The following is a 24,357-nucleotide window of genomic DNA, read 5'->3' on the forward strand; positions in this document are numbered from 1 at the left end:
CAAGGAGTCAATCATGAAAAAATTAGTTGCGACAGCGCCACGCGTGGCGGCGCTCGTAGAGTATGAAGATCGCCCGGTTGCGGGACATGAAGTGAAAATTCGTGCCTGCTTTGGCGCACCGAAACACGGTACCGAAGTGGTGGATTTCCGCGCGGCAAGTCCGTTTATCGATGAAGAGTTCAATGCGGAGTGGCAGATGTTTACCCCGCGCGAAGAGGGGGCGGCCCGCGGGATCGAATTCGGTAAGTTCCAGCTGGGTAATATGATTGTCGGCGACATTATCGAATGCGGCGCTGACGTCACGGAATACCAGACGGGCGAGCGCGTCTGCTGTTACGGGCCGCTCCAGGAGACGGTCATCGTGAATGCCGTCAACAACTACAAGCTGCGCAAAATGCCGCAGGGTGCCTCCTGGAAGAACGCCGTCTGCTACGATCCGGCACAGTTTGCCATGAGCGGCGTGCGTGATGCCAACGTGCGGGTCGGGGACTTTGTCGTGGTGGTAGGCCTCGGCGCGATTGGGCAGATTGCGATCCAACTGGCGAAAAAAGCCGGCGCGTCAGTCGTCATCGGCGTGGATCCTATCGAACACCGTTGCGACATTGCCCGCCGTCATGGCGCGGACTACTGCCTGAACCCAATCGGCACAGATGTCGGTCTGGAAATTAAAAAGCTGACCGGAAAGCAGGGCGCAGACGTGATCATCGAGACCAGCGGCTTTGCCGATGCGCTGCAGTCTGCACTGCGCGGCCTCGCCTACGGCGGCACCATTTCCTACGTTGCGTTCGCTAAACCGTTCGCTGCAGGCTTCAATCTGGGGCGTGAAGCGCACTTCAACAACGCGAAGATTGTCTTCTCCCGCGCCTGCAGTGAGCCAAACCCGGACTACCCGCGCTGGAGCCGCAAGCGTATTGAAGAGACCTGCTGGGAACTGCTGATGAACGGTTATCTGAATTGTGAAGATCTGATCGACCCGGTCGTGACCTTCACCAGCAGCGCTGAAAGCTACATGAAATATGTGGATCAGCATCCGGAACTGAGCATCAAAATGGGCGTCACTTTTTAAGCTAAGGAAAGCAACTCATGAAAATCGCAACACAAAATCAGGCCTTTTTCCCGGGCAATATCCTGGAGAAATTCGAGTACATCAAAGCGATGGGTTTTGATGGCTATGAAATTGACGGCAAGCTGCTGGTGGAAAACCTCGCCGAGGTGAAAGCGGCGATTAAGGCCACCGGCCTGCCGGTCACGACCGCCTGCGGCGGATACGATGGCTGGATTGGTGACTTTATCGAAGAGCGTCGTCTGAACGGCTTAGCCCAGATTGAACGCATTCTGGAAGCGCTGGCCGAAGTGGGCGGCAAGGGCATTATCGTACCTGCAGCCTGGGGCATGTTCACCTTCCGTTTACCGCCAATGACTTCACCACGCAGCCTCGAAGGCGACCGCAAAGCGGTAAGTGCTTCGCTGCGCTGGCTGGATGAGGTGGCAGCGCGCACCGGAACCACCGTCTATCTGGAGCCGCTGAACCGCTATCAGGATCACATGATCAACACCCTGGCTGACGCACGACGCTATATCGAAGAGAACGCCCTCAAGCACGTGCAGATCATCGGTGATTTCTATCATATGAACATTGAAGAAGATTCGCTGACGGAGGCGCTGCATCAGCATCGCGATCTGCTGGGCCACGTGCACATCGCTGATAACCACCGTTACCAGCCGGGAAGCGGTAGCCTCGATTTTGCCAGCCTGTTCGATCAGCTGCGTGCGGATAATTACCAGGGCTATGTGGTTTACGAGTGCCGCGTACGTGCTGAAGATCCCGCTCAGGCTTATCGGGATTCCCTCACTTATTTACGTGAATGCTAAGGATGACGAGCGTGATGAGTGCTTCAACAACGTCGCCACTGCGCGTCGCCATCATTGGCGCCGGGCAGGTTGCGGACAAAGTGCATGCCTCGTATTACGCCACGCGCAGTGATGTTCAGATGGTGGCTGTCATGGACAGCCGCCTCGAACAGGCACAGGCTTTTGCGGAGCGTCATGCCATACCGTCGGCGTGGCAGGACGCGTGCGCCATGCTGGAGGCGGTTAAGCCGGACGTGGTGAGCGTTTGTTCGCCAAACCGATTTCATTTTGAGCATGTGATAGCGGCGCTGGAGGCTGGCTGTCATGTAATGTGCGAAAAACCGCCCGCCATGACACCGCAAGAGGCCGATGAGATGCGGATGGCTGCACGCAAGGCGGGGAAGGTGCTGGCATATGATTTTCATCACCGCTTCGCGCTCGACACGCAGCTGCTGCGCGAGGCCGTGATGAACGGAACGCTGGGCGAAATCTACTTCACCTCGGCGCAGGCGCTGCGGCGCTGTGGCGTGCCGGGCTGGGGCGTCTTCACTAACAAAGCGCTGCAGGGCGGTGGGCCGCTGATTGACATTGGCATTCACATGCTGGATGCCGCGATGTACGTACTGGGTTTCCCGGCGGTCAAAAGAGTCACGGCGCACAGCTTCCAGAGGCTGGGAACCCAAAAAAGCAGCGGCCAGTTCGGCGCGTGGGATCCCGCACAGTTTACGGTGGAAGATGCCCTGTTTGGCACTATCGAATTCTGCAACGGCGGCATTTTGCGTCTGGACACCTCGTTCGCGCTGAATATCCGCGAGCAGTCGATCATGAATGTCGCCTTTTGCGGTGAAAAGGCGGGGGCGACGCTTTTCCCGGCCCACGTTTATCAGGATGACGCCGGAACGTTACAAACCCTGGTTCAGCGTGAAGAGGCTGACGACCAGCGCCATTTACGCAGCATGGAGGCCTTTGTCCGCCACGTGCAGGGAGAGCCCGTAATGATTGCAGATGCTGAACAGGGGCTGGTGATTCAGCAGCTTGTCGCGGCGCTTTATCAATCGGCAGAAACAGGGGAAAGCGTAACATTATGCTGAGCGTGTCTGTATTAACCGATCCGGGCTTTTGTCCGCACAGTCTGAATAAGTACGCATCCATTATGGCATGCGGTAACGGCTACATGGGAATTCGCGCTGCGCATGAAGAAGATTACACCCAGCAAACCCGAGGAATGTATCTTGCGGGCCTCTATCATCAGGCGGGACGTAACGAGACCACTGAGCTGATCAATTTGCCCGATATCACCGGTATCGAGGTTGAGCTGGACGGGGTGAATTACACCCTTCTGGCCGGGGAGATTCTTGAGTGGCAGCGCGAGCTGGCGTTTGCCAACGGCGAACTGCATCGCCGCGTCGTCTGGCGTTCGCCCAATGGAAAGCGCTATCGCCTGGAGAGTCGTCGTTTTGTCTCTCTGGATCAGCTGCCGCTTGTGGCCATGCAGCTTGCGATCACCCCGCTGGATGATGCCTCGCAGGTGGTGATGAAAACCGGCATTGATGCGACACAAACCAATACGGGCCGGCAACATCTGGATGAAATTTCCGTCAGGGTGTTCGACCAGCACTATATGCAGGGTGTGTATGAAACGCAGGACCGGGCCGCTGATGTTGTCATCTCAGCCTTTTGTCAGCTATCAGCCGACAGCGAAAGCTGCTTTACCGCTAAAAATCGTCGGCTCTCTGCTCACTATTCCCTGACGATACCGAAGGGTGACACTGTCACGCTGGATAAGTTTGTCTGGGTGGTCCATCGCAGCGATAAAGCCCTGTCACAGGAATCTTTCGCGCGCGGCGCGCTGGCGGATCTCAAGGTTTGTGCAGCAAGGGGTTATGCCTCGCTGCTGGAAAGTTCAGCCTGCGCATGGGAAGACGTATGGCGTGACGCCAGGGTGGAAGTGGCTTCTGCATCTCCTGACGATCAGATGGCGCTGGACTATGCCGTCTGGCATCTGACCACCATGACGCCAGCCCATGATGAGCGGAGCAGCATTGCCGCTAAGGGATTGACCGGCGAGGGGTATAAAGGCCATGTCTTCTGGGACACCGAAATATTCCTGCTGCCTTTCCATCTTTTCACTCGTCCGCAGGTGGCCCGCAGTCTGCTGCGCTATCGCTGGCTGAACCTGGCCGGGGCCCGGGAAAAAGCCCGCCGCAACGGCTGGCCGGGCGCGCTGTTCCCGTGGGAGAGTGCCGCGAGCGGCAAAGAGGAGACGCCGGAGTTTGCGGCTATCAACATCCGTACGGGCATGCGGCAGAAAGTGGCCTCCGCCCTGGCCGAACACCACATCGTGGCAGACATTGCCTGGGCCGTTGTGGCCTACTGGCAGGCCACGCGCGATGACGCGTTTATGCGTAATGAAGGGCTGACCCTGCTGGTGGAGACGGCAACGTTCTGGATGGGCCGCGCCACGGAGGTCAACGGGCGCCTGGAAATTCATGATGTGATTGGGCCGGACGAATACACCGAGCATGTGAATAACAACGCCTACACCAACTATCTGGCCTGGCACAACGTGGCCAGCGCATGCCGGTTTATGTCGATGTTTGAGCGTGAAGAGGCCTGCTTCATGGAGAAGGCGACCACCTTCCTGGCCCGCTTGTGGCTGCCGGAAGCCGACGCCGGGGGAGTGATCCCGCAGGACGATTCGTTCATGGCGAAACCCGCCATCGATTTAAGCCGCTATAAAGCCAAAGCGGGTAAGCAGACCATCCTGCTGGATTACTCTCGTGCGGAAGTTAACGAGATGCAAATCCTCAAGCAGGCTGACGTGGTGATGCTTAACTACCTGTTGCCGGAGAAATTTACCCCAGCCCAGTGCGCGGCCAACCTGGCGTTTTACGAGCCGCGGACGATCCATGACTCTTCACTGAGCAAGGCTATTCACGGCATTGTGGCCGCCCGCTGTGGCGATACGGAAGGGGCATACACCTTCTGGCGCGCTGGCGTGGCTATCGATCTGGGCGACGATCCGCACAGCAGCGATGACGGCATTCATGCTGCGGCCACGGGTGCCATCTGGTCCGGCGTCATTCAGGGGTTTGCCGGCATGCAGATTGTTGAGGGCGAGCTGCACCTTGCGCCGAAGCTACCCGCTCACTGGCGAAAACTTGCCTTCCCGCTGCGCTGGCAGAACGCACGCCTGCGCTTCACGTTTGAAAATAACGTTTTAACCATAGATACCTCCGCGCCCGTCACGTTAACGCTGTGGGGAAAAACGGTTTGCGTATCGGAGCAGCAGGCATTCTCTCGTAGGGAATTTCTTACATCTTTTAATGGGACCGCTACCACGGAGGCCAGCGATGAAGCCTGAAGCCGTTGTATTCGATCTTGATGGGGTTATCACCGATACCGCACATCTGCACTTTCTCGCCTGGCGTTCGGTCGCGCAGGAGATCGGCATCACTATCGATGAGGTGTTTAACGAGGAGCTGAAGGGAATTAGCCGCATGGAATCCCTGCAGCGGATCCTGCGACACGGTGGGAAAGAGGGGGCGTTTGACGATAAACAGTGTCTGGCGCTGGCGGGGAAGAAAAATGCGCTCTACGTCGCATCGCTGTCGTCATTGACCGAGGCGTCGCTGCTGCCGGGTATCCGGGAGGTGCTGGCGGACATTCGGGCGGCAGAGGTGAAAATTGGGCTCGCCTCCGTTTCCCTCAATGCACCTGGAATACTGCATGCCCTGGGTATTCATGACGCCTTTGATTTTTGCGCTGATGCCTCCCGCATTGTCTGTTCAAAACCGGATCCGGAGATCTTCCTCGCCGCGTGTGCTGGCCTGAACGTCCGCCCTGGTGCAGCCATCGGGGTCGAAGATGCGCCCGCAGGCGTGGCGGCGATCAACGCGGCGGGCATGCTGTCGGTCGGGATTGGCTCAGGCCTGACCCATGCGGGATTACAGCTTCATTCAACGCAGGAACTGACCTGGAAATGTCTGACCGATTTCTGGGCCTCCCGGGCGTATTGATAAGGAATTAAAAATGGCACAACTGTCACTGAAACATATTCAGAAAATTTACGATAACCAGGTCCACGTGGTGAAGGATTTTAATCTCGAAATCGAGGACAAGGAGTTTATCGTTTTTGTCGGTCCGTCTGGCTGCGGTAAATCGACAACGCTGCGCATGATTGCCGGGCTGGAGGAAATCTCCGTCGGCGAACTGGTCATCGACGGCGTTTGCATGAACGACGTGCCCGCCAAGTCACGCGATATCGCCATGGTGTTCCAGAACTATGCGCTTTACCCGCATATGACGGTCTACGACAACATGGCCTTTGGCCTGAAGATGCAGAAAATCGCCCCGGCGGTTATCGAAGAGCGCGTTAACTGGGCGGCACAGATCCTCGGCTTACGGGAGTACCTCAAGCGTAAACCCGGCGCGCTGTCCGGTGGCCAGCGTCAGCGCGTGGCGTTGGGCAGGGCGATAGTTCGGGAAGCGGGCGTCTTCCTGATGGATGAACCGCTCTCCAACCTCGATGCTAAGCTTCGCGTGCAAATGCGGGCTGAAATCAGCAAGCTCCATCAGAAGCTCAATACCACGATGATTTACGTGACCCACGATCAGACGGAAGCCATGACGATGGCGACCCGGATTGTGATCTTAAAAGACGGCATTATTCAGCAGGTTGGTGCACCGAAGCAGGTATACAACGAGCCGGCAAACATGTTTGTTGCGGGGTTCATTGGCTCGCCAGCCATGAACTTTGTTCGTGGCGCCATCGACGACCGCTATTTCGTCACGGAAACGCTGCGTCTCGAGATCCCCGAAGACAAGCTCGCGTCACTGCATGCCGCAGGGTATCAGCGTAAAGCCGTGGTCTTTGGGATCCGCCCGGAAGATATTCTCACCCAGCAGAGTAGCGGTGAAAACATCGCGGCAAAAGTCAGCGTGGCCGAACTGACCGGTGCAGAGTTCATGCTCTACGCCACCGTTGGCGGCTATGAACTGGTTGTTCGCGCGGGAGCCGCGAATGATTATGCCGCGGGGGATAATATCGGCATCCAGTTCGATATGAATAAGTGCCATTTCTTCGACGCTGAAACCGAAGCGGCTATTAGATAAGAAAGGTGTTCGCCGGAAATACCCATTTCCGGTTTTTTTGTTTGTTACTTATAAAGGGAATATTTGATGAGTACTCTACTAAAAAGTGCTGCGCTCGTGCTGTGCGCAGGGGTTAGCTGTGCACATGCAACAGAAACGGCTAAACAGTGGGAATTTAATATTGGCGCGATGTATGAAATAGAAAACGTCGAAGGCCAGGGGGAGGATAAAGACGGGTTATATGAACCTTCCGTGTGGTTTAATGCAACCTGGGATGCCTGGACTATTTCGCTGGCAATGTATCAGGAAGGGCCGGTTGATTATAGCAGCATGACCCGCGGCACCTATTTTGATCGCCCGGAATTTGAATTACGCTATCGCTTTATCGGAACCGATGATTTTACGTTCGGTCTGACCGGCGGCTTCCGTAATTATGGTTATCACTTTAAGGATGAACACGGCGCCAGAGACGGCAGCGCAAATATGCAGCGCTACAAAATTCAGCCTGACTGGGATATAAAATTAACCGACGACTGGCGTTTTGGCGGCTGGTTTGCCATGTATCAATTTGCTAACGATCTGGAAAAAACCGGCTATTCAGACAGCCGCGTCGAAACCGAAACGGGCTTTACCTGGACCATTAACGAAACCTTTGCCGCTAAAGTAAATTACTATTTAGAGCGCGGTTTCAATATGGACGGTTCACGTAATAACGGCGAGTTCTCCACCCAGGAAATTCGCGCCTATCTCCCTATTTCGTTGGGCCAGACGACCTTAACGCCTTACACGCGACTGGGGCTCGATCGCTGGTCGAACTGGGACTGGCAGGACGATCCTGAGCGTGAAGGGCATGATTTCAACCGCCTGGGTATGCAGTACGCCTATGACTTCAACAACGGTTTATCCATGACGCTTGAATACGCCTATGAATGGGAAAACCATGACGAGGGTGACAACGACCGCTTCCACTATGCGGGCGTTGGGGTAAATTACGCGTTCTGACCGAGGGGCTTCCAGGGGCTACATGCCCCTGGTTTTAGCGCAGCGAGGCCGCCAGTAAAAAATGCGTATCGACAAGCACTTTTTGCGGGGCGGGATGACCCGCGATACGCCTGAAGAGAAGATCGCAGCTCTCTTCCCCCAGTTTTCGGGTAGGGATATCAAAGCCGCCAGGTGCGGGCGTTAAAATGAGAGACAACATCGGGTCGCTGTATCCGGCTATCACCACCTGTTCCGGAATCATCAGATTCAACTCATCCGCCGCGCGATAAAGGCCGAGTAATTTCATGCTGTCGGTAGCAAATATGGCATCAGGCGGCGTGGGTGATGAGAGCAATTCCAGAGCCGCTTTAAGCGCACTCTCATGGGTATAACCGCCGTCCATGATCCAGTTCGGGTTCATCGCAATATGGTGCTTTTCCAGACTGGCTTTATAACCCGCCAGGCGATCGATCGAAACATGATAATCAAGCGGCGCATGCAGACAGGCAATTTTCTTGCGGCCGTTTTTAATAAAGGTTTCCGTCAGCGTGGCGCTGTCATGAAAATTATCCGTGTCGACGGAGTAAATATTCTGATACTCACCTTCCACTTTACCGATAACCACTACCGGTACGCCATACGCATCCAGCGTGGTGAAAAAGGATTCATTTGCGGGCGAACTCAGCATGATGATCCCTTTGATCATCTTCTGTTTTATTTTACTCACGCATTTCAGCAGATCGTCTTCACTGCTTTTTGAGGTTTGTAAAATAACATCGAATCCTTCTTCTTCCGCTTTTGCCGTAATGGCATGAAGGACATCGGAGAAAAAAGGGTTGCCGGCAGTGGTTTTGGTTGAACGGGTCGAAATAACCATAATGGCATCGAATCCTGAAGAGGTCAGGGCGCGAGCCAGTTTGTTGGGCTGATAATTTAATTCATCAATCGCCTTCAGCACTTTGTCACGTGCTTCGGGAGAAATATTCGTTTGTTTATTCAGAACGCGGGAAACGGTTGATTTCGATACGCCCGCAACCCGTGCGATATCATAAATGGTGGGTGACATACACCTTACTCACTCAGAACTGACAGCAATGTCGTTCATCTTACTGGAGAAAAAACGGCAATAGCAATAAATAAGAATTGATAATCAACGATCTGCCCCCATTTATTGTATTCTGAAGCCATGCATTCAAGGCTTCCAGGCAACGAAGGACGGCGATGAAGCGACTTAAAAACGAAATCAATTCACTGGTAAACCGCGGCGTTGACCGTCATCTGCGACTGGCGGTGACAGGATTGAGCCGCAGCGGTAAGACGGCGTTTATCACCGCGATGGTGAACCAGCTCCTGAACCTGCACGCCGGAGCGCGTCTGCCGTTGCTTGGCGCGGTGCGGGAAGAGCGTTTGCTGGGCGTTAAGCGCGTCCCTCAGCGCGATTTTGGTATTCCCCGTTTTACCTATGACGAAGGGCTGGCGCAGCTGTATGGCGATCCGCCCGCGTGGCCGACGCCGACGCGAGGGGTCAGTGAAATTCGTCTTGCGTTGCGTTTCCGCTCGAATGAATCCCTGATGCGCCATTTCAAGGATACCTCCACGCTATACCTTGAAATCGTCGATTATCCCGGCGAATGGCTGCTCGACCTGCCGATGCTGGCGCAGGATTACCTCAGCTGGTCACGCCAGATGACGGGATTGCTGCAGGGGCAGCGCGCCGGGTGGTCAGCCAAATGGCGCAAGTTGTGCGAAGGGCTGGATCCGCTTGCCCCAGCAGATGAAAACCGTCTGGCGGCCATTGCCGACGCCTGGACGGCGTATTTACACCAGTGTAAAGAGGAAGGGTTACACTTCATTCAGCCGGGGCGCTTTGTTCTGCCGGGTGATTTAGCAGGCGCGCCTGCGCTTCAGTTTTTCCCCTGGCCAGATGTGGACGGGGTTGGCGAGTCGACGCTGGCGCAGGCTGATAAGCACACTAACGCCGGGATGCTGCGCGAGCGTTACCATTACTACTGTGAAAAAGTGGTTAAGGGATTTTATAAGAACCACTTTTTACGATTTGACCGTCAGATTGTGCTGGTGGATTGTCTGCAGCCGCTCAACAGCGGGCCACAGGCATTCAACGATATGCGCCTTGCCCTGACGCAGCTGATGCAAAGTTTTCACTATGGACAGCGAACGCTGTTCCGCCGTCTTTTCTCTCCGGTGATCGACAAACTGCTCTTTGCGGCCACAAAAGCCGATCACGTCACGGTCGATCAGCATGCCAATATGGTGTCGCTGCTGCAGCAGCTGGTGCAGGACGCCTGGCAAAATGCCGCCTTCGAAGGGATCAGCATGGATTGCCTTGGGCTCGCGTCGGTGCAGGCGACGCAAAGCGGGCTGATTGACCTTAACGGCGAGAAAATACCGGCATTACGCGGGAACCGACTCAGCGACGGTGAACCGCTTACCGTGTATCCGGGCGAAGTGCCTGCGCGGCTGCCGGGTCAGGCCTTCTGGCAGAATCAGGGCTTCCAGTTTGAAGCCTTCCGCCCGCAGGCAATGAGCGTCGACAGGCCATTACCGCACATCCGTCTGGATGCGGCGCTGGAGTTTTTGATTGGAGATAAATTGCGATGACGGAACCGTTAAAACCGCGCATTGACTTTACCGGAACGCTTGAGCAGGACGCTCAGGAGGCGTTCAAAACGGCGCAGATGTTCAGCGGAACCCAGGCCGATAACTTTGCCCCGGCGCTGCAGGACGAGCCCGCTGTTGAGGACGGTCCGGCGGAGGCGGTCGTGGACGCCGCGCTGCGTCCAAAACGCAGCCTGTGGCGCAGGATGGTTACCGCCGGTCTGGCGCTGTTTGGCGTAAGCGTGGTGGCTCAGGGCGTGCAGTGGACGATGAATGCCTGGCAAACTCAGGACTGGGTCGCGCTGGGCGGATGCGCCGCGGGCGCGCTGATTGTGGGGGCGGGCGTCGGGTCGGTTGCCACCGAGTGGCGTCGGCTCTGGCGTTTGCGCCAGCGCGCGCACGAGCGTGATGAAGCGCGGGATCTGCTCCACAGCCACGGCACCGGGAAAGGCCGCGCGTTCTGTGAAAAGCTGGCGAGTCAGGCCGGAATCGATCAGTCGCACCCGGCGCTTCAGCGCTGGTACGCCGCCATCCATGAGACCCAGAATGACCGGGAAGTAGTTACGCTCTATTCCCACATGGTTCAGCCGGTGCTGGATGCTCAGGCGCGGCGCGAAATCAGCCGGTCTGCGGCGGAATCCACCCTGATGATTGCCGTCAGCCCGCTGGCGCTGGTCGATATGGCCTTTATCGCCTGGCGTAACCTGCGCCTGATCAACCGTATCGCGAACCTTTACGGTATAGAGCTGGGTTACTACAGTCGGCTCAGACTGTTTAAGCTGGTCCTGCTCAATATCGCGTTTGCCGGGGCGAGTGAGCTGGTGCGCGAAGTGGGAATGGACTGGATGTCGCAGGATCTGGCGGCGCGTCTCTCTGCCCGTGCGGCTCAGGGCATCGGTGCGGGATTATTAACCGCACGCCTGGGGATTAAAGCGATGGAAGTCTGCCGTCCGTTGCCGTGGATCGATGGCGATAAGCCCCGTCTGGGGGATTTCAGGCGTGAACTGATCGGCCAGCTCAAAGAGACGCTCAACAAAAAACCTGCGCCATAAGGTTTTGTTCACTAATCGTGCTGGCTGTCAATATTTGTTGACAGCCATCTTCCGGATCACCGTGTTCTGACATATCATTTTACTGTTATTGGCTTAAAACGGTGAATTTCCCATGCGTCTTGAAGTCTTCTGTGAAGACCGTCTCGGTCTGACCCGCGAATTACTCGATCTTCTTGTTTTACGTAGCATTGATTTACGTGGCATTGAGATCGATCCTGTCGGGCGAATTTACCTCAATTTTGCCGAAATTGAATTTAATACCTTCAGTAGCCTGATGGCGGAAATCCGCCGTATCGCTGGCGTTACGGATGTGCGCACCATTCCCTGGATGCCGTCCGAGCGTGAGCACCTGGCGCTGAGCGCGCTGCTGGAAGCCATGCCTGAGCCGTTCCTCTCCCTGGATTTGAAAAGCAAAGTTGAGCGCGTTAACCACGCGAGCTGCCAGCTTTTCGCACAGAGTCAGGAGAAGCTGAGCAATCATCACGCCGCGCAGCTGATCCCCGGTTTTAACTTCCAGCGCTGGCTGGACAGCAATCCGCAGAACACGCACAGCGAGCATGTGGTGATTAACGGGCAGAATTTCCTGATGGAGATCACGCCGGTCTATCTGAAAGGGGAAGGGAATACCCGCGTGTTGACCGGGGCGGTGATCATGCTGCGCTCGACGCTGCGCATGGGTCGTCAGCTGCAAAACCTCTCCAGTCAGGACGTTGGCGCATTCAGCCAGATTATTGCCGTCAGCCCGAAAATGCGTCATGTGGTTGATCAGGCGCGTAAGCTCGCAAGCCTGACCGCGCCGCTGTTGATTACCGGGGATACCGGCACCGGGAAAGACCTGCTGGCTCACGCCGTGCATCTGGCGAGCCCGCGTGCGGCCAAGCCTTATCTGGCACTTAACTGCGCCTCGATTCCGGAAGATGCCGTTGAAAGCGAGCTGTTTGGTCACGCGCCGGAGGGCAAGAAAGGGTTCTTCGAGCAGGCTAACGGTGGCTCCGTGCTGCTGGACGAGATCGGCGAAATGTCGCCGCGTATGCAGGCTAAGCTGCTGCGTTTCCTGAATGACGGCACGTTCCGCCGCGTCGGTGAGGATCACGAAGTACATGTAGACGTGCGCGTCATTTGCGCCACCCAGAAGAATCTGGTGGAACTGGTGCAAAAGGGGATCTTCCGCGAGGATCTCTATTACCGCCTTAACGTCCTGACGCTGAACATTCCGCCGCTGCGCGATTGCCCGCAGGACATCATGCCGCTTACGGAGCTGTTCGTCGCCCGCTTTGCCGACGAGCAGGGTGTGCCGCGTCCGAAGCTGTCTGCCGATCTGGGCACGGTGCTCATGCGCTACGGCTGGCCGGGCAACATTCGTCAGCTTAAAAACGCCGTTTATCGTGCGCTGACCCAGCTTGAAGGGTATGAGCTGCGTCCGCAGGATATTCTGTTGCCGGATTACGACGCCGGGACGGTATCCGTAGGCGAAGAGGCGATGGAAGGGTCGCTGGATGATATCACCAGCCGTTTCGAGCGCTCTGTGCTGACGCAGCTGTACCGCAGCTATCCCAGCACCCGCAAGCTGGCAAAACGCCTTGGCGTGTCGCACACCGCGATCGCAAATAAGCTACGTGAATATGGTTTGAATCATAAGAAAGGTGACGAATAACAAAAAAGCCTCTGCAAAGAGGCTTTTTACTTTTCACTTTAGATTTATTCCTTCGCCAGCGGCGTGTTAACGATGTCTGTTTTTGTCTCGCCCTGAATCGACGCAATCCTGCTTGCAACCTCTTTCACCTGCTGCGGGCTGTGGAGCAGGGTATAGGTCAGATCAAACTGCGCGCTGGCGCCAGGCTGCAGCTGCTTAACCCGCTTCTGTTCGCGTTCAATCGTGACGGGGTAGGCGTAGCTGGTGCCCGGTTCAATGCCCGTGACATAACCCTGCTTCAGCGTGTCGGTGTTTTTCCATAAGGTCAGCACGGGCAACTGGCGCGTATCAAACTGGATTGACGCGCCTTTATCGCCGGCTTTATTGACCACTGCCGCGAGCGTTTCGTGGTTGTTGTCGGCGAGCGGCTGAATGTTAAAGACCATCTCATCAAAGCCTTTTGTCGGCCCGGCGTAGGTTTGCCAGTCGTTAACGCCCGCTTTGGCGTAGTCATTGAATGGGCTCACGCTCACGGCCGGCGCAAGGAAACGTGCGCCTTCTTCGAGGATCGGCGTCCCGAAGTTGCTGTGATAGATGATTTGATAATCATGAGGGTAATCGGCATGGTTGGTCAGAACATCATGCAGACTGAACTGGTTAGTTCCGGGAACGTAGCGCAGTTCGGTCATGGTTTGCAGATCCGCTTTTTTGAACGTGCTCTCTTTGATTAAACCCCGAACGCGGATCTCATGCGGGGCGGTATCCGCCACCTCAACTTCCACCTGCGATACTGGTGTATTTCCGGCCCTGCCGTGAAGGGTGTAAATTTGCCCATCTGCGGTGACCGGATGACCTGTCCACTCGTAGCCACAGCGCACCATCATCTCGTTGAATCCATCCAGCCAGCCGAGACCGTTTCGGCTTTCAAGATTAATGTAGGCAGGATTGACGACCTCTTTGACGGGTGAATTCCATCCCAGTCGGGTGCCAAACCCTTCAACGTGCAGAAGGTTCATGCCGCGTGTCGGGCTCAGGGTAATCGTCAGGCCATCTTTACTGCTAATAATGATGATTTTACTGCCTTCCTGCTTGCCGCCGTGTAAGATTTTTTGCTCAATGCTGAACGTCTGATCTTTAACTTTCAGCTCATCACTGGAAATCTTCCAGTTTCCTTTCTCTACGCTGCTTTCAGCACTTGTCAGCACCCAGGTTTTAGCCGCGGCATGGCCAGAAACCAGGACCGCCAGGAGCGTAAAAGCGAATTTGATCTTCATATTTTATCCTTTTTGCTGAAACGATTATTTTCTTTCGTAAGCAAATCTAATGTTTAGACAAAAAGGGAAATGTGATGGGCTTCACTCGGGATGAAAATAGGGGATTTTAACGATTATTATGCGTTGTTGATCACGATCATGTTACACATTGCTCTGATTATTGCAGGATTAATGTGACATGCGAGTATTTATGCTTTAACGATTCAGCTTTGAAATAATAAAAAACCCCGCCGAAGCGAGGTTGAGAATAAGTTGTATAGAATGCTAAGGACTTATTATGCTTTCAGCACGTCCAGCGCGGCAGTGTAGTCCGGCTCGGTGGTGATTTCGTTAACCAGTTCGCTGAAGACGACAGTGTCGTTTTCGTCCAGAACCAGTACAGCACGTGCTGCCAGACCTTTCAGAGGGCCTTCCGCAATGCTGACGCCATATTTCTCGAGGAAATCTGCGCTGCGCAGGGTGGAGAGGGTGATAACGTTGCTCAGGCCTTCGGCACCGCAGAAACGGGACTGGGCAAACGGCAGGTCAGCGGAAATGCACAGCACAACGGTGTTGTCCATTTCAGTCGCCAGCTGGTTGAATTTACGCACGGATGCGGCACAAACACCGGTATCAATGCTTGGGAAAATGTTCAGTACTTTGCGTTTGCCCGCAAACTGAGCCAGTGTGACGTCAGACAGATCTTTAGCCACCAGAGTAAATGCCTGCGCTTTGCTGCCAGCCTGCGGAATGGAACCTGCTACAGCAACCGGGTTGCCCTGGAAATGAACGAGTTGTGACATAGATATCTTCCTGTTTACATATAGTTAACGTCGTGGCTAGTGTATGCCATCAGCAGATAACACGGCAAACCAAATTTTTCGCCTTTCCGGGCTGCAAGGAGTCAGTGATGAGAAGCGTTAAAGTCTATGAAGAAGCCTGGCCATTGCATACCCCGTTTGTGATCTCCCGCGGCAGCCGAAGTGAAGCCAGCGTGGTCGTGGTTGAAATTGAAGAAGATGGTGTGAAAGGCGTCGGAGAATGTACGCCTTATCCGCGCTATGGGGAAAGCCTTGCATCTGTGATGGCGCAGATCATGACCCTGGTGCCTGACCTGCAAAAAGGGCTCACGCGCGAGGCATTACAGCAGCGTTTACCCGCCGGGGCGGCGCGCAACGCCATCGACTGTGCGCTCTGGAGCCTTGAAGCCGCTCAGCAGCAAAAATCGCTGACATCATTGCTGGGCGTGGTCGTGCCGGAGTCCGTCGTGACCGCGCAAACGGTCGTGATTGGGGAGCCGGAGCAGATGGCCGCCAGTGCGAAAGCGCTCTATGAGGCCGGAGCCACGTTGTTAAAAGTGAAGCTAGACGATCGTCTGATAAGCGAGCGGATGGTCGCTATTCGCTCGGCGGTTCCTTCAGCCACGCTGATTGTGGACGCCAACGAGTCGTGGCACCCCGAAGGGCTCGCCGCGCGATGCCAGCTGCTGGCTGACCTGGGGGTGGCGATGCTGGAACAGCCTCTGCCGGTAGAAGAGGATGCGGCGCTGAAGAATTTTATCCATCCGTTGCCCGTGTGCGCGGATGAAAGCTGCCACACCCGCGAGAATTTGAGCGAGCTTAAGGGCCGCTATGACATGGTCAATATCAAGCTCGACAAGGCAGGCGGACTGACTGAAGCCCTGGCTCTGGCGGCGGACGCCAGGGCGCAGGGGTTCGACCTGATGTTGGGATGCATGCTTTGCACTTCCCGGGCGATCGGCGCGGCGCTGCCGCTGGTCAATCAGGTTCGTTTCGCCGATCTGGATGGCCCGACGTGGCTGGCGGTTGACGTTTCACCGGCCCTGAAATTTACCAGCGGCGTGCTTCATCTCTGAGGTTGCCAGCGCAGAAGCTCCATCATGGCTTTTAAGTATTTTTCGCTGGCTTCGTCAGAGGAGATCGCCGGGAACTCAGCGGTAATGCAGGGCAGGCTTAAGTCGGCGCACCAGCTCCCGAATGATCCGGGTGTTTCATAACCCACGCTGGTGACGAGCGGCAGGTCGAACGCCCGTGCCAGCCACGCGCCCAGGTCAGAGTGGCGCGGATCTTCAATGCAGGCCAGCGGGTCGTGGAAGGAGACAACCCAGGCGGGATGGATCTTATGGATAAGCTGGCACAGCGCCTGCGTTTCCGGCTCTGAGCCAGGGTTGTCTCCCGTCAGCAACACCACGTCCCGCTCCTCGGCGGAGCTGTTCCAGCGATAAACCGTTTCGCCAGCGCGCCAGTTTGCTGCCGGAAAATTACGGTTCAGGTCGACACCCCGCGCATTCGCCCGCAATCCCAGCTGACAGCCATCCGGATTGACGGCAAGAATCACGTGATGACGTCGTAATGAAGGGGTCAATGTCCGCAGGGCGCACGAGAGCGTGACGACAGACGAGTTTTCATCACCGTGTGTGCCGGCAATAATCAAACCGCTTTCGCGATCGGCATCGGGTGCCGGGAACCAGATCAGCGATGCGCCTAAAAATGAGCGGCCATATTGTTCAGCGCCCGGAGGGAAGGCGCCGCGTTCCGCGCGGGGTCGGGTGGTTGCCATACGAAATCCTGATAAAGAAGTCTCTACTGGCAGTGTTGTGCAAAAGCCGCTGTTAATCAAATAGTTTCCGTAGCGGCTGAGAATTGCCTTAAATCACTATTCAGGCGTAAGTTATTTGCATTTCTTATTGTCGAAACAAATAATTACGCATCTGCTTGTTACCTGAATTTTTTAAAGGGGATCTTATGAAGCATCCTGTTTCGCGTCTTTTCACCGCACTGTGCCTGTGCGGGCTCTCTACACTCTCATACGCTGCTGATGTCCCACAGGGCACGGTGCTGGCGCAAAAACAGGAGCTGGTCAGACATATTAAAGATGAACCGGCTTCGCTCGATCCGGCAAAAGCGGTGGGGTTGCCAGAGATTCAGGTGATTCGCGATCTTTTCGAAGGGCTGGTGAATCAGAATGAGAAAGGGGAACTGACCCCGGGCGTGGCGACGCGCTGGCAGAGTAACGATAACCGTACCTGGACGTTCACCCTGCGTGATAACGCAAAATGGTCTGACGGTACGCCGGTCACCGCGCAGGATTTTGTCTACAGCTGGCAGCGTCTGGTTGACCCAAAAACGACCTCTCCGTTTGCCTGGTTTGCAGCGCTGGCAGGTATCAACAATGCGCAGGCTATCATCGACGGTAAGGCAGCGCCTGATACCCTGGGCGTGACGGCGGTGGATGCCAGGACGTTGCGCGTCCAGCTGGATAAGCCGCTACCGTGGTTTAGCAACCTGACGGCAAACTTCGCCTTCTATCCGGTGCAAAAAGCGAACGTTGAAAGCGGAAAAGAGTGGACGCGTCCGGGAGCGCTGGTCGGTAATGGCGCCTACGTCCTGAACGACCGCGTGGTGAATGAAAAACTGGTTGTCGTGCCGAACACCCACTATTGGGACAATGCGAAAACTGTCCTGCAAAAAGTGACCTTTATTCCGATTAACCAGGAATCGTCCGCCACGAAACGCTATCTGGCAGGGGATATCGATATTACCGAATCGTTCCCGAAAAACATGTATCAGAAGCTCCTGAAGGACATTCCGGGACAGGTGTATACGCCGCCTCAGCTCGGGACCTACTACTACGCGTTTAATACGCAAAAGGGGCCGACGGCCGATGCCCGGGTTCGTCTTGCCCTGAGCATGACTATCGATCGCCGCATTATGGCGGAAAAGGTACTGGGTACCGGCGAAAAACCGGCCTGGCATTTTACCCCTGACGTGACGGCGGGCTTCACGCCTGAACCTTCGCCGTTCGAGCAGATGTCCCAGCAGGAGCTGAACGCTCAGGCCAAAACCTTGCTCCAGGCCGCAGGCTACGGCCCTCAGCGTCCGCTGAAGCTGAACCTGTTGTACAACACGTCGGAAAACCACCAGAAAATCGCCATTGCGGTGGCGTCCATGTGGAAGAAAAATCTCGGTGTGGATGTCAAGCTGCAAAACCAGGAGTGGAAAACCTACATTGACAGCCGCAATACCGGCAATTTTGATGTGATCCGCGCGTCATGGGTGGGGGATTACAACGAGCCCTCGACCTTCCTGTCCCTGCTGACCTCAACCCACAGCGGCAATATCTCGCGTTTCAATGACCCGGCTTACGATAAAATAATCCACCAGGCGACGCTTGAAACCACGGCTAAAGCGCGTAACACCGACTACAACATGGCGGAGAAAATCCTTATGGAGAAAGCACCTATCGCGCCTATTTACCAGTACACCAACGGTCGTCTGATTAAGCCGTGGGTGAAAGGGTATCCGATTAATAACCCGGAAGACGTGGCGTATAGCCGGACGATGTATATTGAGAAGCACTGACGAGTAGGGGGTCGCTGCTACCAAATCCAGAACTGGCGCGGAGCTTAGCGCCAGTTGCTCCTTCTGATTCTCTCCCGCCACAGCAGAAAGTCGCACTTTCCTGACGATACTTACTGCTGATATTTCTCAGGCGATGCAAAAACAACACCATACGCAATGGTGGGTAAAAATTGCATGAGTTGAATATCGCCGTCTACACTTGAACAAAATAATATCTTGTGTTCTGCATATTAAAAACATGCAGTAACTCCAGTGAGGTCAACATGTCTTTCACTAACAGAGAGTTGCGTGAACTTGTCGAAACACAATTAAAATATACGTTATGCGTTAGCATAGACAAGGCCACCAACGGCGATATATTCAATGCTGTGGCGCTGGCAGTGCGGTATTTTCAGCAAGATCGCTTTCTCGATAGTCAGGCCCGGCAACGCGTGGAAAAGAAAAAACGCGTTTATTATCTCTCGATGGAATTTTTGCTTGGGCAGTCATTACGCAATAACCTGATGAACCTGAATTTGCTTGATGATATGCGTCAGGTTGTCACTGACCTGGGGTTTGATTTCGATGGTATTCTTGACGAAGAGCCCGATGCCGCGCTTGGAAATGGTGGCCTTGGGCGGTTAGCTGCCTGCTTTATTGATTCAATGGCAACGTTAGACATTGCTGCCTCAGGTCATGGCATAAAATACGAATATGGTTTATTCAGGCAGTCTTTTCAGAATGGTCAGCAAATCGAACATCCGGACGACTGGCATTCCATGCATTCCCCCTGGCTGGTTGAACACCATAGCCAGGCAATGCTGATCCCAATTGGTGGATATATCGAGCATGCAGATGATGCTGACGGGAATTATAATCCAATGTGGTTGGGGTGGAATACCATCGTTGGTATCCCAAATGACTATTTCGTTTCTGGCTACAGAGGTAGCACCACGAATAAGCTTCGTTTATACAGTGCCGTAGCCTCTAACTCTTTTGATATTCATATTTTCAACCATGGCGATTACATCAAAGCGGTCAGTGAAAAAATCGCCTCCGAGAATATTTCAAAAATACTCTATCCTTCTGATGAGATCCTCTCGGGCAAGGAGCTGCGACTGACTCAGGAGTATTTTCTTGTAGCATGTACCTTGCGAGATATTTTTCGCGAATACGCTGAGATTGAAACTGACATTTCGTTACTTCCGCGGCATGTCGCCATCCAGCTAAATGATACGCATCCCGCGCTGGCTGTTGTCGAGTTGATGCGAATACTTGTCGACGAGTACAGCCTTCCCTGGCACCAGGCCTGGGATATCACCCAAAGAACCTGTGCATACACCAACCATACGTTGATGCCCGAGGCTCTGGAGACCTGGCCAGTGGCGTTGTTCGAAAAATTGTTGCCGCGACACTTGCAGATTATTTTTGAAATTAACCATCGTTTTCTTGCGGATGTCGCCTCCCGATGGCCAGACAAACCGCACTTATTGACCTCCTTGTCACTGTTTTCGGGGAACAAAGAGAAAAGCATCAGGATGGCAAATCTGGCCATCGTCGGGAGTCACTGTGTTAATGGGGTGGCAATGCTCCATTCCGAGCTTATCAAAACGCACCTGGTTCCCGATTTTTATTTTATTACGCCAGATAAATTCATTAATCAGACCAACGGCATTACACCGCGCAGATGGTTGCAGCAGGCTAACCCAAATCTTGCCGCGTTTCTGAATCAGCAATTGGGTACCCGATGGCCGACGGATTTACATATGCTTCGACAGCTGGAGAAGCATGCGGATGATACGGGGGTGATCGATCATATTCGCGGCATTAAATTCAAAAATAAATCCGCGCTGAGCCAGATTGTTTCACAACGTTATGGGATTATGTTGGACCCGATGGCAATGTTTGATTGCCAGGTAAAACGCATTCACGAATACAAGCGCCAGCTTCTGAATATTCTGCACGTCATTTCTCTCTATATTGATATTAAAGAGAATGGGAGAACCATAGCGCCTAAGGTGCATCTTTTTGCAGGTAAAGCGGCACCCGGTTATCGAATGGCAAAGCTTATTATTCAGTTAATTAATGCTGTTGCGAATAAAATCAACAGCGATGCGCGTATTGCCGGACAGCTGAAAGTCATTTTTCTTGAGGATTACAAAGTCTCCTTAGCCGAAAGCATAATACCGGCAACAGACCTGTCTGAACAAATATCCACAGCAGGTACGGAGGCATCTGGAACCAGTAATATGAAGTTCGCGCTGAATGGTGCGTTAACAATGGGTACGTATGATGGTGCCAACATTGAAATTCTTAATGCTGTTGGGGCAGAAAACTTCTATCTTTTCGGCGCTACGGCTGAAGAAGTCAATGAAATGCGTTCAAATGGCGATAATAATCGTTTCTATCGTCAGAGCGATCCTCGAATGATGCGTATAGTGGATACGCTTATTTCAGGTGAATTTAGCGCCGATCGCGAAATTTTTGCACCGCTACACCATATGTTGACAACAGCCGATCATTATTGTCATCTTCTGGATTTTGACAGCTACAGTCAAACCCAACGTCAGGCAATGGCTGATTTTGAACATCCCCGCCAGTGGCATCGAAAAGCGTTGCTAAATATTAGCCGAATGGGAGAGTTTTCGAGTGACAGAACCATTCAGGGCTATGCAAGGGATATTTGGGGAATAAATTGCTGAGGGGCATGCTTCCGGTTGCCTTCCGGGAGCGATATCGGTGCACTATGATCATTATTCGGGAACACGTTACGCCTGATGCGAGGCTGATTATGAACTTAGAAATACAGAGTGAAAATGACGTACAGATTGTCGTTCCGCTGGTTCGCAGGCTGGATGCTTCTGTCGAGCAGACCTTTAAGCAGCAGGTGCTGGAGGTGATTGAAAAAAGTAATAAAAAGATATTGCTGGATTTCAGCCACGTAGATTTTATTGACAGCAGCTGTCTCGGCGCGCTGGTATCCATACTCAAGAGTTTAAACGGCAAGGGTGAGTTGGTGCTGTGTTCGCTTAACAGCAATACACACGATCTCTTTAAGCTGACCAGGATGGATCGTATTTTTTCTATTAAGGCCAATCGGCAGGATGCCCTGCAGGTGTTGATGGGCTAATATCACAGCGCTCTTCGGGGAGAAAGCGGGATGTGCCAACGGTTAAAACGAGAACTGACGCATTCTCGCGCCAGTCCTGAAAACATGGCTCCGCTCCACCCGCACGGTATTCACCCGGACTGATACCGGCGCGCTATTGTGCTAATAACGCACTAAACTTCGCCAGCCACTGCGGATGGGCGGGCCAGGCGGGAGCCGTCACCAGGTTGCCGTCGACATGGGCCTGATCGATGCCGATCGTGGCGTAGTGTCCACCCGCGAGGCGTACCTCAGGTGCACAAGCCGGGTAGGCGCTACAGGTACGGCCTTTCAGGATGCCCGCGGCAGCGAGCAGCTGCGGGCCATGGCACACTGCAGCAATCGGTTTGCGCGCGGCGTCAAATGCCTGTACCAGCTTTAGCACATCCTCATTTAGCCGCAGATACTCGGGCGCTCTGCCGCCGGGGATGAGCAGCGCGTCGTAGTCCTGCTCCTTTACGGCGGAAAAGTCGGCGTTGAGGGTAAAGCGGTGACCGGGTTTTTCGCTATAGGTCTGGGCGCCGTCGAAATCATGGATTGCCGTCATGATGTAGTCGCCTTTTGGTTTGTCGGGGCAGACTGCATCCACCTGATGGCCAATCATCTGCAAAGCCTGAAAAGGCACCATGGTTTCGTAATCTTCGGCATAATCGCCCACCAGCATCAGGATCTTCTTGCTCATCATTCCTCTCCCTTGTCATTAAAGATGATTAAGATATAGCCTGGCGTGGCTGAAATGCCGGAAATAAAAAAGCCCGTCAGAGCACGGGCAACATAAGCAAATGAATAAGTGATTCGTTATCAACGTAGTTGGAGGATAACGGCGCGTATCTTACGCGGCTGTCAGGCTTGCAGATACCTGACAAATTCGGTAGGTGAAACAAGATATTAAACGTGCGTTATGGTGCATCGAAGGTCGGGTAGAGACTATTTTCGAGAAATTCGACGAGGTACCAGATCTCACCGCTAAAAATAAACCATAAGCCAAATATAATAAGGAGCAAAATAATTAAGGTGAGTATTATTTCTGTTTTTCCCATTGCAGATTTTACCCACCTGAAGTTAATTGAGTCGAGGCAGGCATTGTAGCGGGGCTTTCCCATATACTCCAGTTTCATGCTGCAAGGACTTTATTGCGTCCGTCATTTTTAGCGCGATACAGCGCGTCGTCTACCCGCTTAAACAGCTCATCAATCGTCTCACCCTGGTTATGTCGCGCCACGCCAATGCTAACGGTAAACCGCGGTAAGCCCGGAATCGTAATGCGGGCAACGGCTGCACGGATCGACTCGGCAATCTGCAACGCGATGTCGAGAGCGGTATGCGGAAGCAGGATAACGAACTCTTCGCCTCCCCAGCGGAACACCAGGTCATTCTCCCGGCTACAGGCTTCCAGCGTTCGGGAGAGGGCGATAAGCACCTCATCGCCCTTCAAATGACCAAACAGGTCGTTGATGTTTTTGAAGCGATCGGTATCCACCAGCAGCAGGCTAAACTGCTGTTGGGCAGGAAGATGATTCAGGTTGTTGGGATCGGTAATCGCGTAGAACTGGCGTCGGTTGAGTAACCCGGTCATGGAGTCACGTAGCGCGGCATGTTCCAGCTCTTGCTCCAGTCTTTTTTGCTCGGTGATATCGTGGATGATGCACAGCATCAGCTTGTCACCGTAGATCTCAATGGGGCCGGCATACGTCTGAACGTGGCGGGTAGAGCCGTCGGCAAGGCGGTGAACAAAGTTGAGCGGCTTATGGCCGCCGGGCAGCGCGGCAATCGCAGTCATAATGGGCAACACGTCTCGCCCGAGAGTATTGATTTCCCAGGTATGTTTACTGCACATGTCATCATGTGAGTAACCGTAAAAATTGAGCGCGGCCAGGTTAGCATCAACAATCTGGCCATCGCGGGCCGGATCGATTAACAGCATCGGCGCGCTGTTGGTTTGAAAAAAACGGGCGTAAAACCCCTGTTTTTTCCGCCGGTAGGTTGCGGAGCGGCTGGCCTTCAGTCCAGAGAGAATGTGCTGGGCGATCCCCTCGAAAACAATCACATCTCCCCAGGGGGCGTAATGGGCAAGCGAGAGACGACAGCTTAGCGGCGTATCCTGTCCATCCCGATTTATTGTCCAGATTTCGACGATCTCCTGCCCGGTTTTCAGTTCAGGTACATACATCGACAGGAGGTGCTGTGCATTCGCGGAATAGAGACCTTTACGCAACTGGTTCAGGGTCTTCTCTCCCATAAGCTGCGTTGCGGTCACATTCGCAAAAACGATCGCTTCCGAAGCGGGGGAAATCAGCCATACGGGTGTTTTAATGACGTTCAGCGCTTCAAAACCGTTTTGCGACATAGGCATTTCCTGTTCATCGGC

At 54.1% G+C, this 24,357-nt stretch carries 21 protein-coding genes; 14 read left to right on the forward strand and 7 right to left on the reverse strand.

The genetic code is table 11. The features are described 5' to 3' along the window. The first annotated feature begins 13 nt into the window (after positions 1–13). The 7 genes from BMW97_RS01715 (at position 14) to BMW97_RS01745 (ending at position 7,947) form a co-directional block, all read left to right on the forward strand. Complete coding sequence (locus tag BMW97_RS01715) at positions 14–1,066, forward strand: D-guloside 3-dehydrogenase (protein ID WP_045908870.1); 1,053 nt, start codon at positions 14–16, stop codon at positions 1,064–1,066. Positions 1,067–1,083: 17 nt separating this feature from the next. Further along, positions 1,084–1,872, forward strand: coding sequence for a 3-dehydro-D-guloside 4-epimerase (locus BMW97_RS01720; protein ID WP_045908869.1), 789 nt, complete (start codon positions 1,084–1,086; stop codon positions 1,870–1,872). A gap of 11 nt (positions 1,873–1,883) precedes the next feature. Further along, positions 1,884–2,942: a D-glucoside 3-dehydrogenase gene (locus tag BMW97_RS01725; RefSeq protein ID WP_090392682.1), complete on the forward strand. Its 1,059-nt coding sequence runs from the start codon at positions 1,884–1,886 to the stop codon at positions 2,940–2,942. After that, positions 2,936–5,215 carry a glycoside hydrolase family 65 protein gene (locus BMW97_RS01730; RefSeq protein WP_045908867.1) on the forward strand — a complete coding sequence of 760 codons (2,280 nt, stop codon included), beginning with the start codon at positions 2,936–2,938 and terminating at the stop codon, positions 5,213–5,215. The genes BMW97_RS01725 and BMW97_RS01730 overlap by 7 nt, the downstream gene beginning before the upstream one ends. Further along, positions 5,205–5,870, forward strand: a complete 666-nt coding sequence (gene pgmB, locus BMW97_RS01735) for a beta-phosphoglucomutase (protein WP_045908866.1) — start codon at positions 5,205–5,207, stop codon at positions 5,868–5,870. Before BMW97_RS01730 ends, pgmB begins: the two co-directional genes overlap by 11 nt. 13 nt (positions 5,871–5,883) lie before the next feature. After that, on the forward strand, positions 5,884–6,966 hold the full coding sequence (locus BMW97_RS01740; protein ID WP_090392426.1) for an ABC transporter ATP-binding protein: 1,083 nt from the start codon (positions 5,884–5,886) through the stop codon (positions 6,964–6,966). A gap of 66 nt (positions 6,967–7,032) precedes the next feature. Then, on the forward strand, positions 7,033–7,947 hold the full coding sequence (locus tag BMW97_RS01745) for an OmpG family monomeric porin (RefSeq protein WP_045908864.1): 915 nt from the start codon (positions 7,033–7,035) through the stop codon (positions 7,945–7,947). Between the two features lie 34 nt (positions 7,948–7,981). On the opposite strand, the gene BMW97_RS01750 is transcribed toward BMW97_RS01745, so the two are convergent. Next, the gene (locus BMW97_RS01750; RefSeq protein WP_045908863.1) at positions 7,982–8,992 is read right to left on the reverse strand and encodes a LacI family DNA-binding transcriptional regulator; all 1,011 of its coding nucleotides are present in this window, start codon (positions 8,990–8,992) and stop codon (positions 7,982–7,984) included. Positions 8,993–9,147: 155 nt separating this feature from the next. Between BMW97_RS01750 and BMW97_RS01755 the strand changes: the two genes are divergently transcribed. From BMW97_RS01755 to tyrR, 3 genes are all read left to right on the forward strand, one after another. Continuing rightward, the gene (locus BMW97_RS01755; RefSeq protein WP_045908862.1) at positions 9,148–10,545 is read left to right on the forward strand and encodes a YcjX family GTP-binding protein; all 1,398 of its coding nucleotides are present in this window, start codon (positions 9,148–9,150) and stop codon (positions 10,543–10,545) included. Further along, positions 10,542–11,594: a YcjF family protein gene (locus BMW97_RS01760; protein WP_045908861.1), complete on the forward strand. Its 1,053-nt coding sequence runs from the start codon at positions 10,542–10,544 to the stop codon at positions 11,592–11,594. The genes BMW97_RS01755 and BMW97_RS01760 overlap by 4 nt, the downstream gene beginning before the upstream one ends. 112 nt (positions 11,595–11,706) lie before the next feature. Beyond that, positions 11,707–13,248, forward strand: a complete 1,542-nt coding sequence (gene tyrR / locus BMW97_RS01765; RefSeq protein ID WP_008501254.1) for a transcriptional regulator TyrR — start codon at positions 11,707–11,709, stop codon at positions 13,246–13,248. Positions 13,249–13,292: 44 nt separating this feature from the next. Here the strand turns inward: tyrR and BMW97_RS01770 are convergent, their stop codons facing one another. Further along, a complete protein-coding gene (locus tag BMW97_RS01770; RefSeq protein ID WP_045908860.1) occupies positions 13,293–14,501 on the reverse strand; it encodes an aldose 1-epimerase family protein in 1,209 nt (402 codons plus the stop codon). Between the two features lie 275 nt (positions 14,502–14,776). After that, on the reverse strand, positions 14,777–15,283 hold the full coding sequence (gene tpx, locus BMW97_RS01775; RefSeq protein WP_023335907.1) for a thiol peroxidase: 507 nt from the start codon (positions 15,281–15,283) through the stop codon (positions 14,777–14,779). A 107-nt stretch (positions 15,284–15,390) separates the two neighbouring features. Between tpx and ycjG the strand changes: the two genes are divergently transcribed. Then, positions 15,391–16,356: an L-Ala-D/L-Glu epimerase gene (ycjG, locus tag BMW97_RS01780; protein ID WP_045908859.1), complete on the forward strand. Its 966-nt coding sequence runs from the start codon at positions 15,391–15,393 to the stop codon at positions 16,354–16,356. On the opposite strand, the gene mpaA is transcribed toward ycjG, so the two are convergent. Then, entirely contained in the window at positions 16,347–17,060 is a 714-nt protein-coding gene (gene mpaA, locus BMW97_RS01785) for a murein tripeptide amidase MpaA (protein WP_045908858.1), read from the reverse strand. The genes ycjG and mpaA overlap by 10 nt on opposite strands. Before the next feature lie 185 nt (positions 17,061–17,245). Here mpaA and BMW97_RS01790 point away from each other — a divergent pair, with 185 nt between their 5' ends. The 3 genes from BMW97_RS01790 to BMW97_RS01800 all read left to right on the forward strand — a co-directional run bounded on the left by BMW97_RS01790 (position 17,246) and on the right by BMW97_RS01800 (position 21,971). Then, positions 17,246–18,862 carry a peptide ABC transporter substrate-binding protein gene (locus tag BMW97_RS01790; RefSeq protein WP_045908857.1) on the forward strand — a complete coding sequence of 539 codons (1,617 nt, stop codon included), beginning with the start codon at positions 17,246–17,248 and terminating at the stop codon, positions 18,860–18,862. 263 nt (positions 18,863–19,125) lie between these two features. Further along, positions 19,126–21,543, forward strand: coding sequence for a glycogen/starch/alpha-glucan phosphorylase (locus BMW97_RS01795; RefSeq protein WP_045908856.1), 2,418 nt, complete (start codon positions 19,126–19,128; stop codon positions 21,541–21,543). An 89-nt stretch (positions 21,544–21,632) separates the two neighbouring features. After that, entirely contained in the window at positions 21,633–21,971 is a 339-nt protein-coding gene (locus BMW97_RS01800) for an STAS domain-containing protein (RefSeq protein ID WP_045909001.1), read from the forward strand. 133 nt (positions 21,972–22,104) lie between these two features. Here BMW97_RS01800 and BMW97_RS01805 read toward each other — a convergent pair whose 3' ends face one another. The 3 genes from BMW97_RS01805 to BMW97_RS01815 all read right to left on the reverse strand — a co-directional run bounded on the left by BMW97_RS01805 (position 22,105) and on the right by BMW97_RS01815 (position 24,336). Beyond that, positions 22,105–22,671, reverse strand: coding sequence for a DJ-1/PfpI family protein (locus BMW97_RS01805; RefSeq protein WP_080347316.1), 567 nt, complete (start codon positions 22,669–22,671; stop codon positions 22,105–22,107). A 217-nt stretch (positions 22,672–22,888) separates the two neighbouring features. Next, on the reverse strand, positions 22,889–23,029 hold the full coding sequence (locus BMW97_RS01810) for an Ecr family regulatory small membrane protein (RefSeq protein WP_045909000.1): 141 nt from the start codon (positions 23,027–23,029) through the stop codon (positions 22,889–22,891). Between the two features lie 74 nt (positions 23,030–23,103). Further along, a complete protein-coding gene (locus tag BMW97_RS01815; protein ID WP_045908854.1) occupies positions 23,104–24,336 on the reverse strand; it encodes a sensor domain-containing diguanylate cyclase in 1,233 nt (410 codons plus the stop codon). Positions 24,337–24,357 lie beyond the last annotated feature (21 nt).

This window comes from Enterobacter sp. NFIX58 (genome assembly GCF_900110475.1).
Taxonomy (GTDB): domain Bacteria; phylum Pseudomonadota; class Gammaproteobacteria; order Enterobacterales; family Enterobacteriaceae; genus Enterobacter; species Enterobacter quasiroggenkampii.

What these genes read in the sequence shown, in the direction of transcription:
- tpx (WP_023335907.1), bottom strand. Translation starts at nt 15,283, where the DNA reads ATGTCACAACTCGTTCATTTCCAGGGCAACCCGGTTGCTGTAGCAGGT.
- BMW97_RS01805 (WP_080347316.1), bottom strand. Translation starts at nt 22,671, where the DNA reads ATGAGCAAGAAGATCCTGATGCTGGTGGGCGATTATGCCGAAGATTAC.
- BMW97_RS01745 (WP_045908864.1), top strand. Translation starts at nt 7,033, where the DNA reads ATGAGTACTCTACTAAAAAGTGCTGCGCTCGTGCTGTGCGCAGGGGTT.
- BMW97_RS01715 (WP_045908870.1), top strand. Translation starts at nt 14, where the DNA reads ATGAAAAAATTAGTTGCGACAGCGCCACGCGTGGCGGCGCTCGTAGAG.
- BMW97_RS01815 (WP_045908854.1), bottom strand. Translation starts at nt 24,336, where the DNA reads ATGTCGCAAAACGGTTTTGAAGCGCTGAACGTCATTAAAACACCCGTA.
- BMW97_RS01790 (WP_045908857.1), top strand. Translation starts at nt 17,246, where the DNA reads ATGAAGCATCCTGTTTCGCGTCTTTTCACCGCACTGTGCCTGTGCGGG.
- BMW97_RS01760 (WP_045908861.1), top strand. Translation starts at nt 10,542, where the DNA reads ATGACGGAACCGTTAAAACCGCGCATTGACTTTACCGGAACGCTTGAG.
- ycjG (WP_045908859.1), top strand. Translation starts at nt 15,391, where the DNA reads ATGAGAAGCGTTAAAGTCTATGAAGAAGCCTGGCCATTGCATACCCCG.
- BMW97_RS01755 (WP_045908862.1), top strand. Translation starts at nt 9,148, where the DNA reads ATGAAGCGACTTAAAAACGAAATCAATTCACTGGTAAACCGCGGCGTT.
- pgmB (WP_045908866.1), top strand. Translation starts at nt 5,205, where the DNA reads ATGAAGCCTGAAGCCGTTGTATTCGATCTTGATGGGGTTATCACCGAT.
- BMW97_RS01810 (WP_045909000.1), bottom strand. Translation starts at nt 23,029, where the DNA reads ATGGGAAAAACAGAAATAATACTCACCTTAATTATTTTGCTCCTTATT.
- BMW97_RS01770 (WP_045908860.1), bottom strand. Translation starts at nt 14,501, where the DNA reads ATGAAGATCAAATTCGCTTTTACGCTCCTGGCGGTCCTGGTTTCTGGC.
- BMW97_RS01800 (WP_045909001.1), top strand. Translation starts at nt 21,633, where the DNA reads ATGAACTTAGAAATACAGAGTGAAAATGACGTACAGATTGTCGTTCCG.
- mpaA (WP_045908858.1), bottom strand. Translation starts at nt 17,060, where the DNA reads ATGGCAACCACCCGACCCCGCGCGGAACGCGGCGCCTTCCCTCCGGGC.
- BMW97_RS01795 (WP_045908856.1), top strand. Translation starts at nt 19,126, where the DNA reads ATGTCTTTCACTAACAGAGAGTTGCGTGAACTTGTCGAAACACAATTA.
- BMW97_RS01720 (WP_045908869.1), top strand. Translation starts at nt 1,084, where the DNA reads ATGAAAATCGCAACACAAAATCAGGCCTTTTTCCCGGGCAATATCCTG.
- BMW97_RS01740 (WP_090392426.1), top strand. Translation starts at nt 5,884, where the DNA reads ATGGCACAACTGTCACTGAAACATATTCAGAAAATTTACGATAACCAG.
- BMW97_RS01750 (WP_045908863.1), bottom strand. Translation starts at nt 8,992, where the DNA reads ATGTCACCCACCATTTATGATATCGCACGGGTTGCGGGCGTATCGAAA.
- tyrR (WP_008501254.1), top strand. Translation starts at nt 11,707, where the DNA reads ATGCGTCTTGAAGTCTTCTGTGAAGACCGTCTCGGTCTGACCCGCGAA.
- BMW97_RS01730 (WP_045908867.1), top strand. Translation starts at nt 2,936, where the DNA reads ATGCTGAGCGTGTCTGTATTAACCGATCCGGGCTTTTGTCCGCACAGT.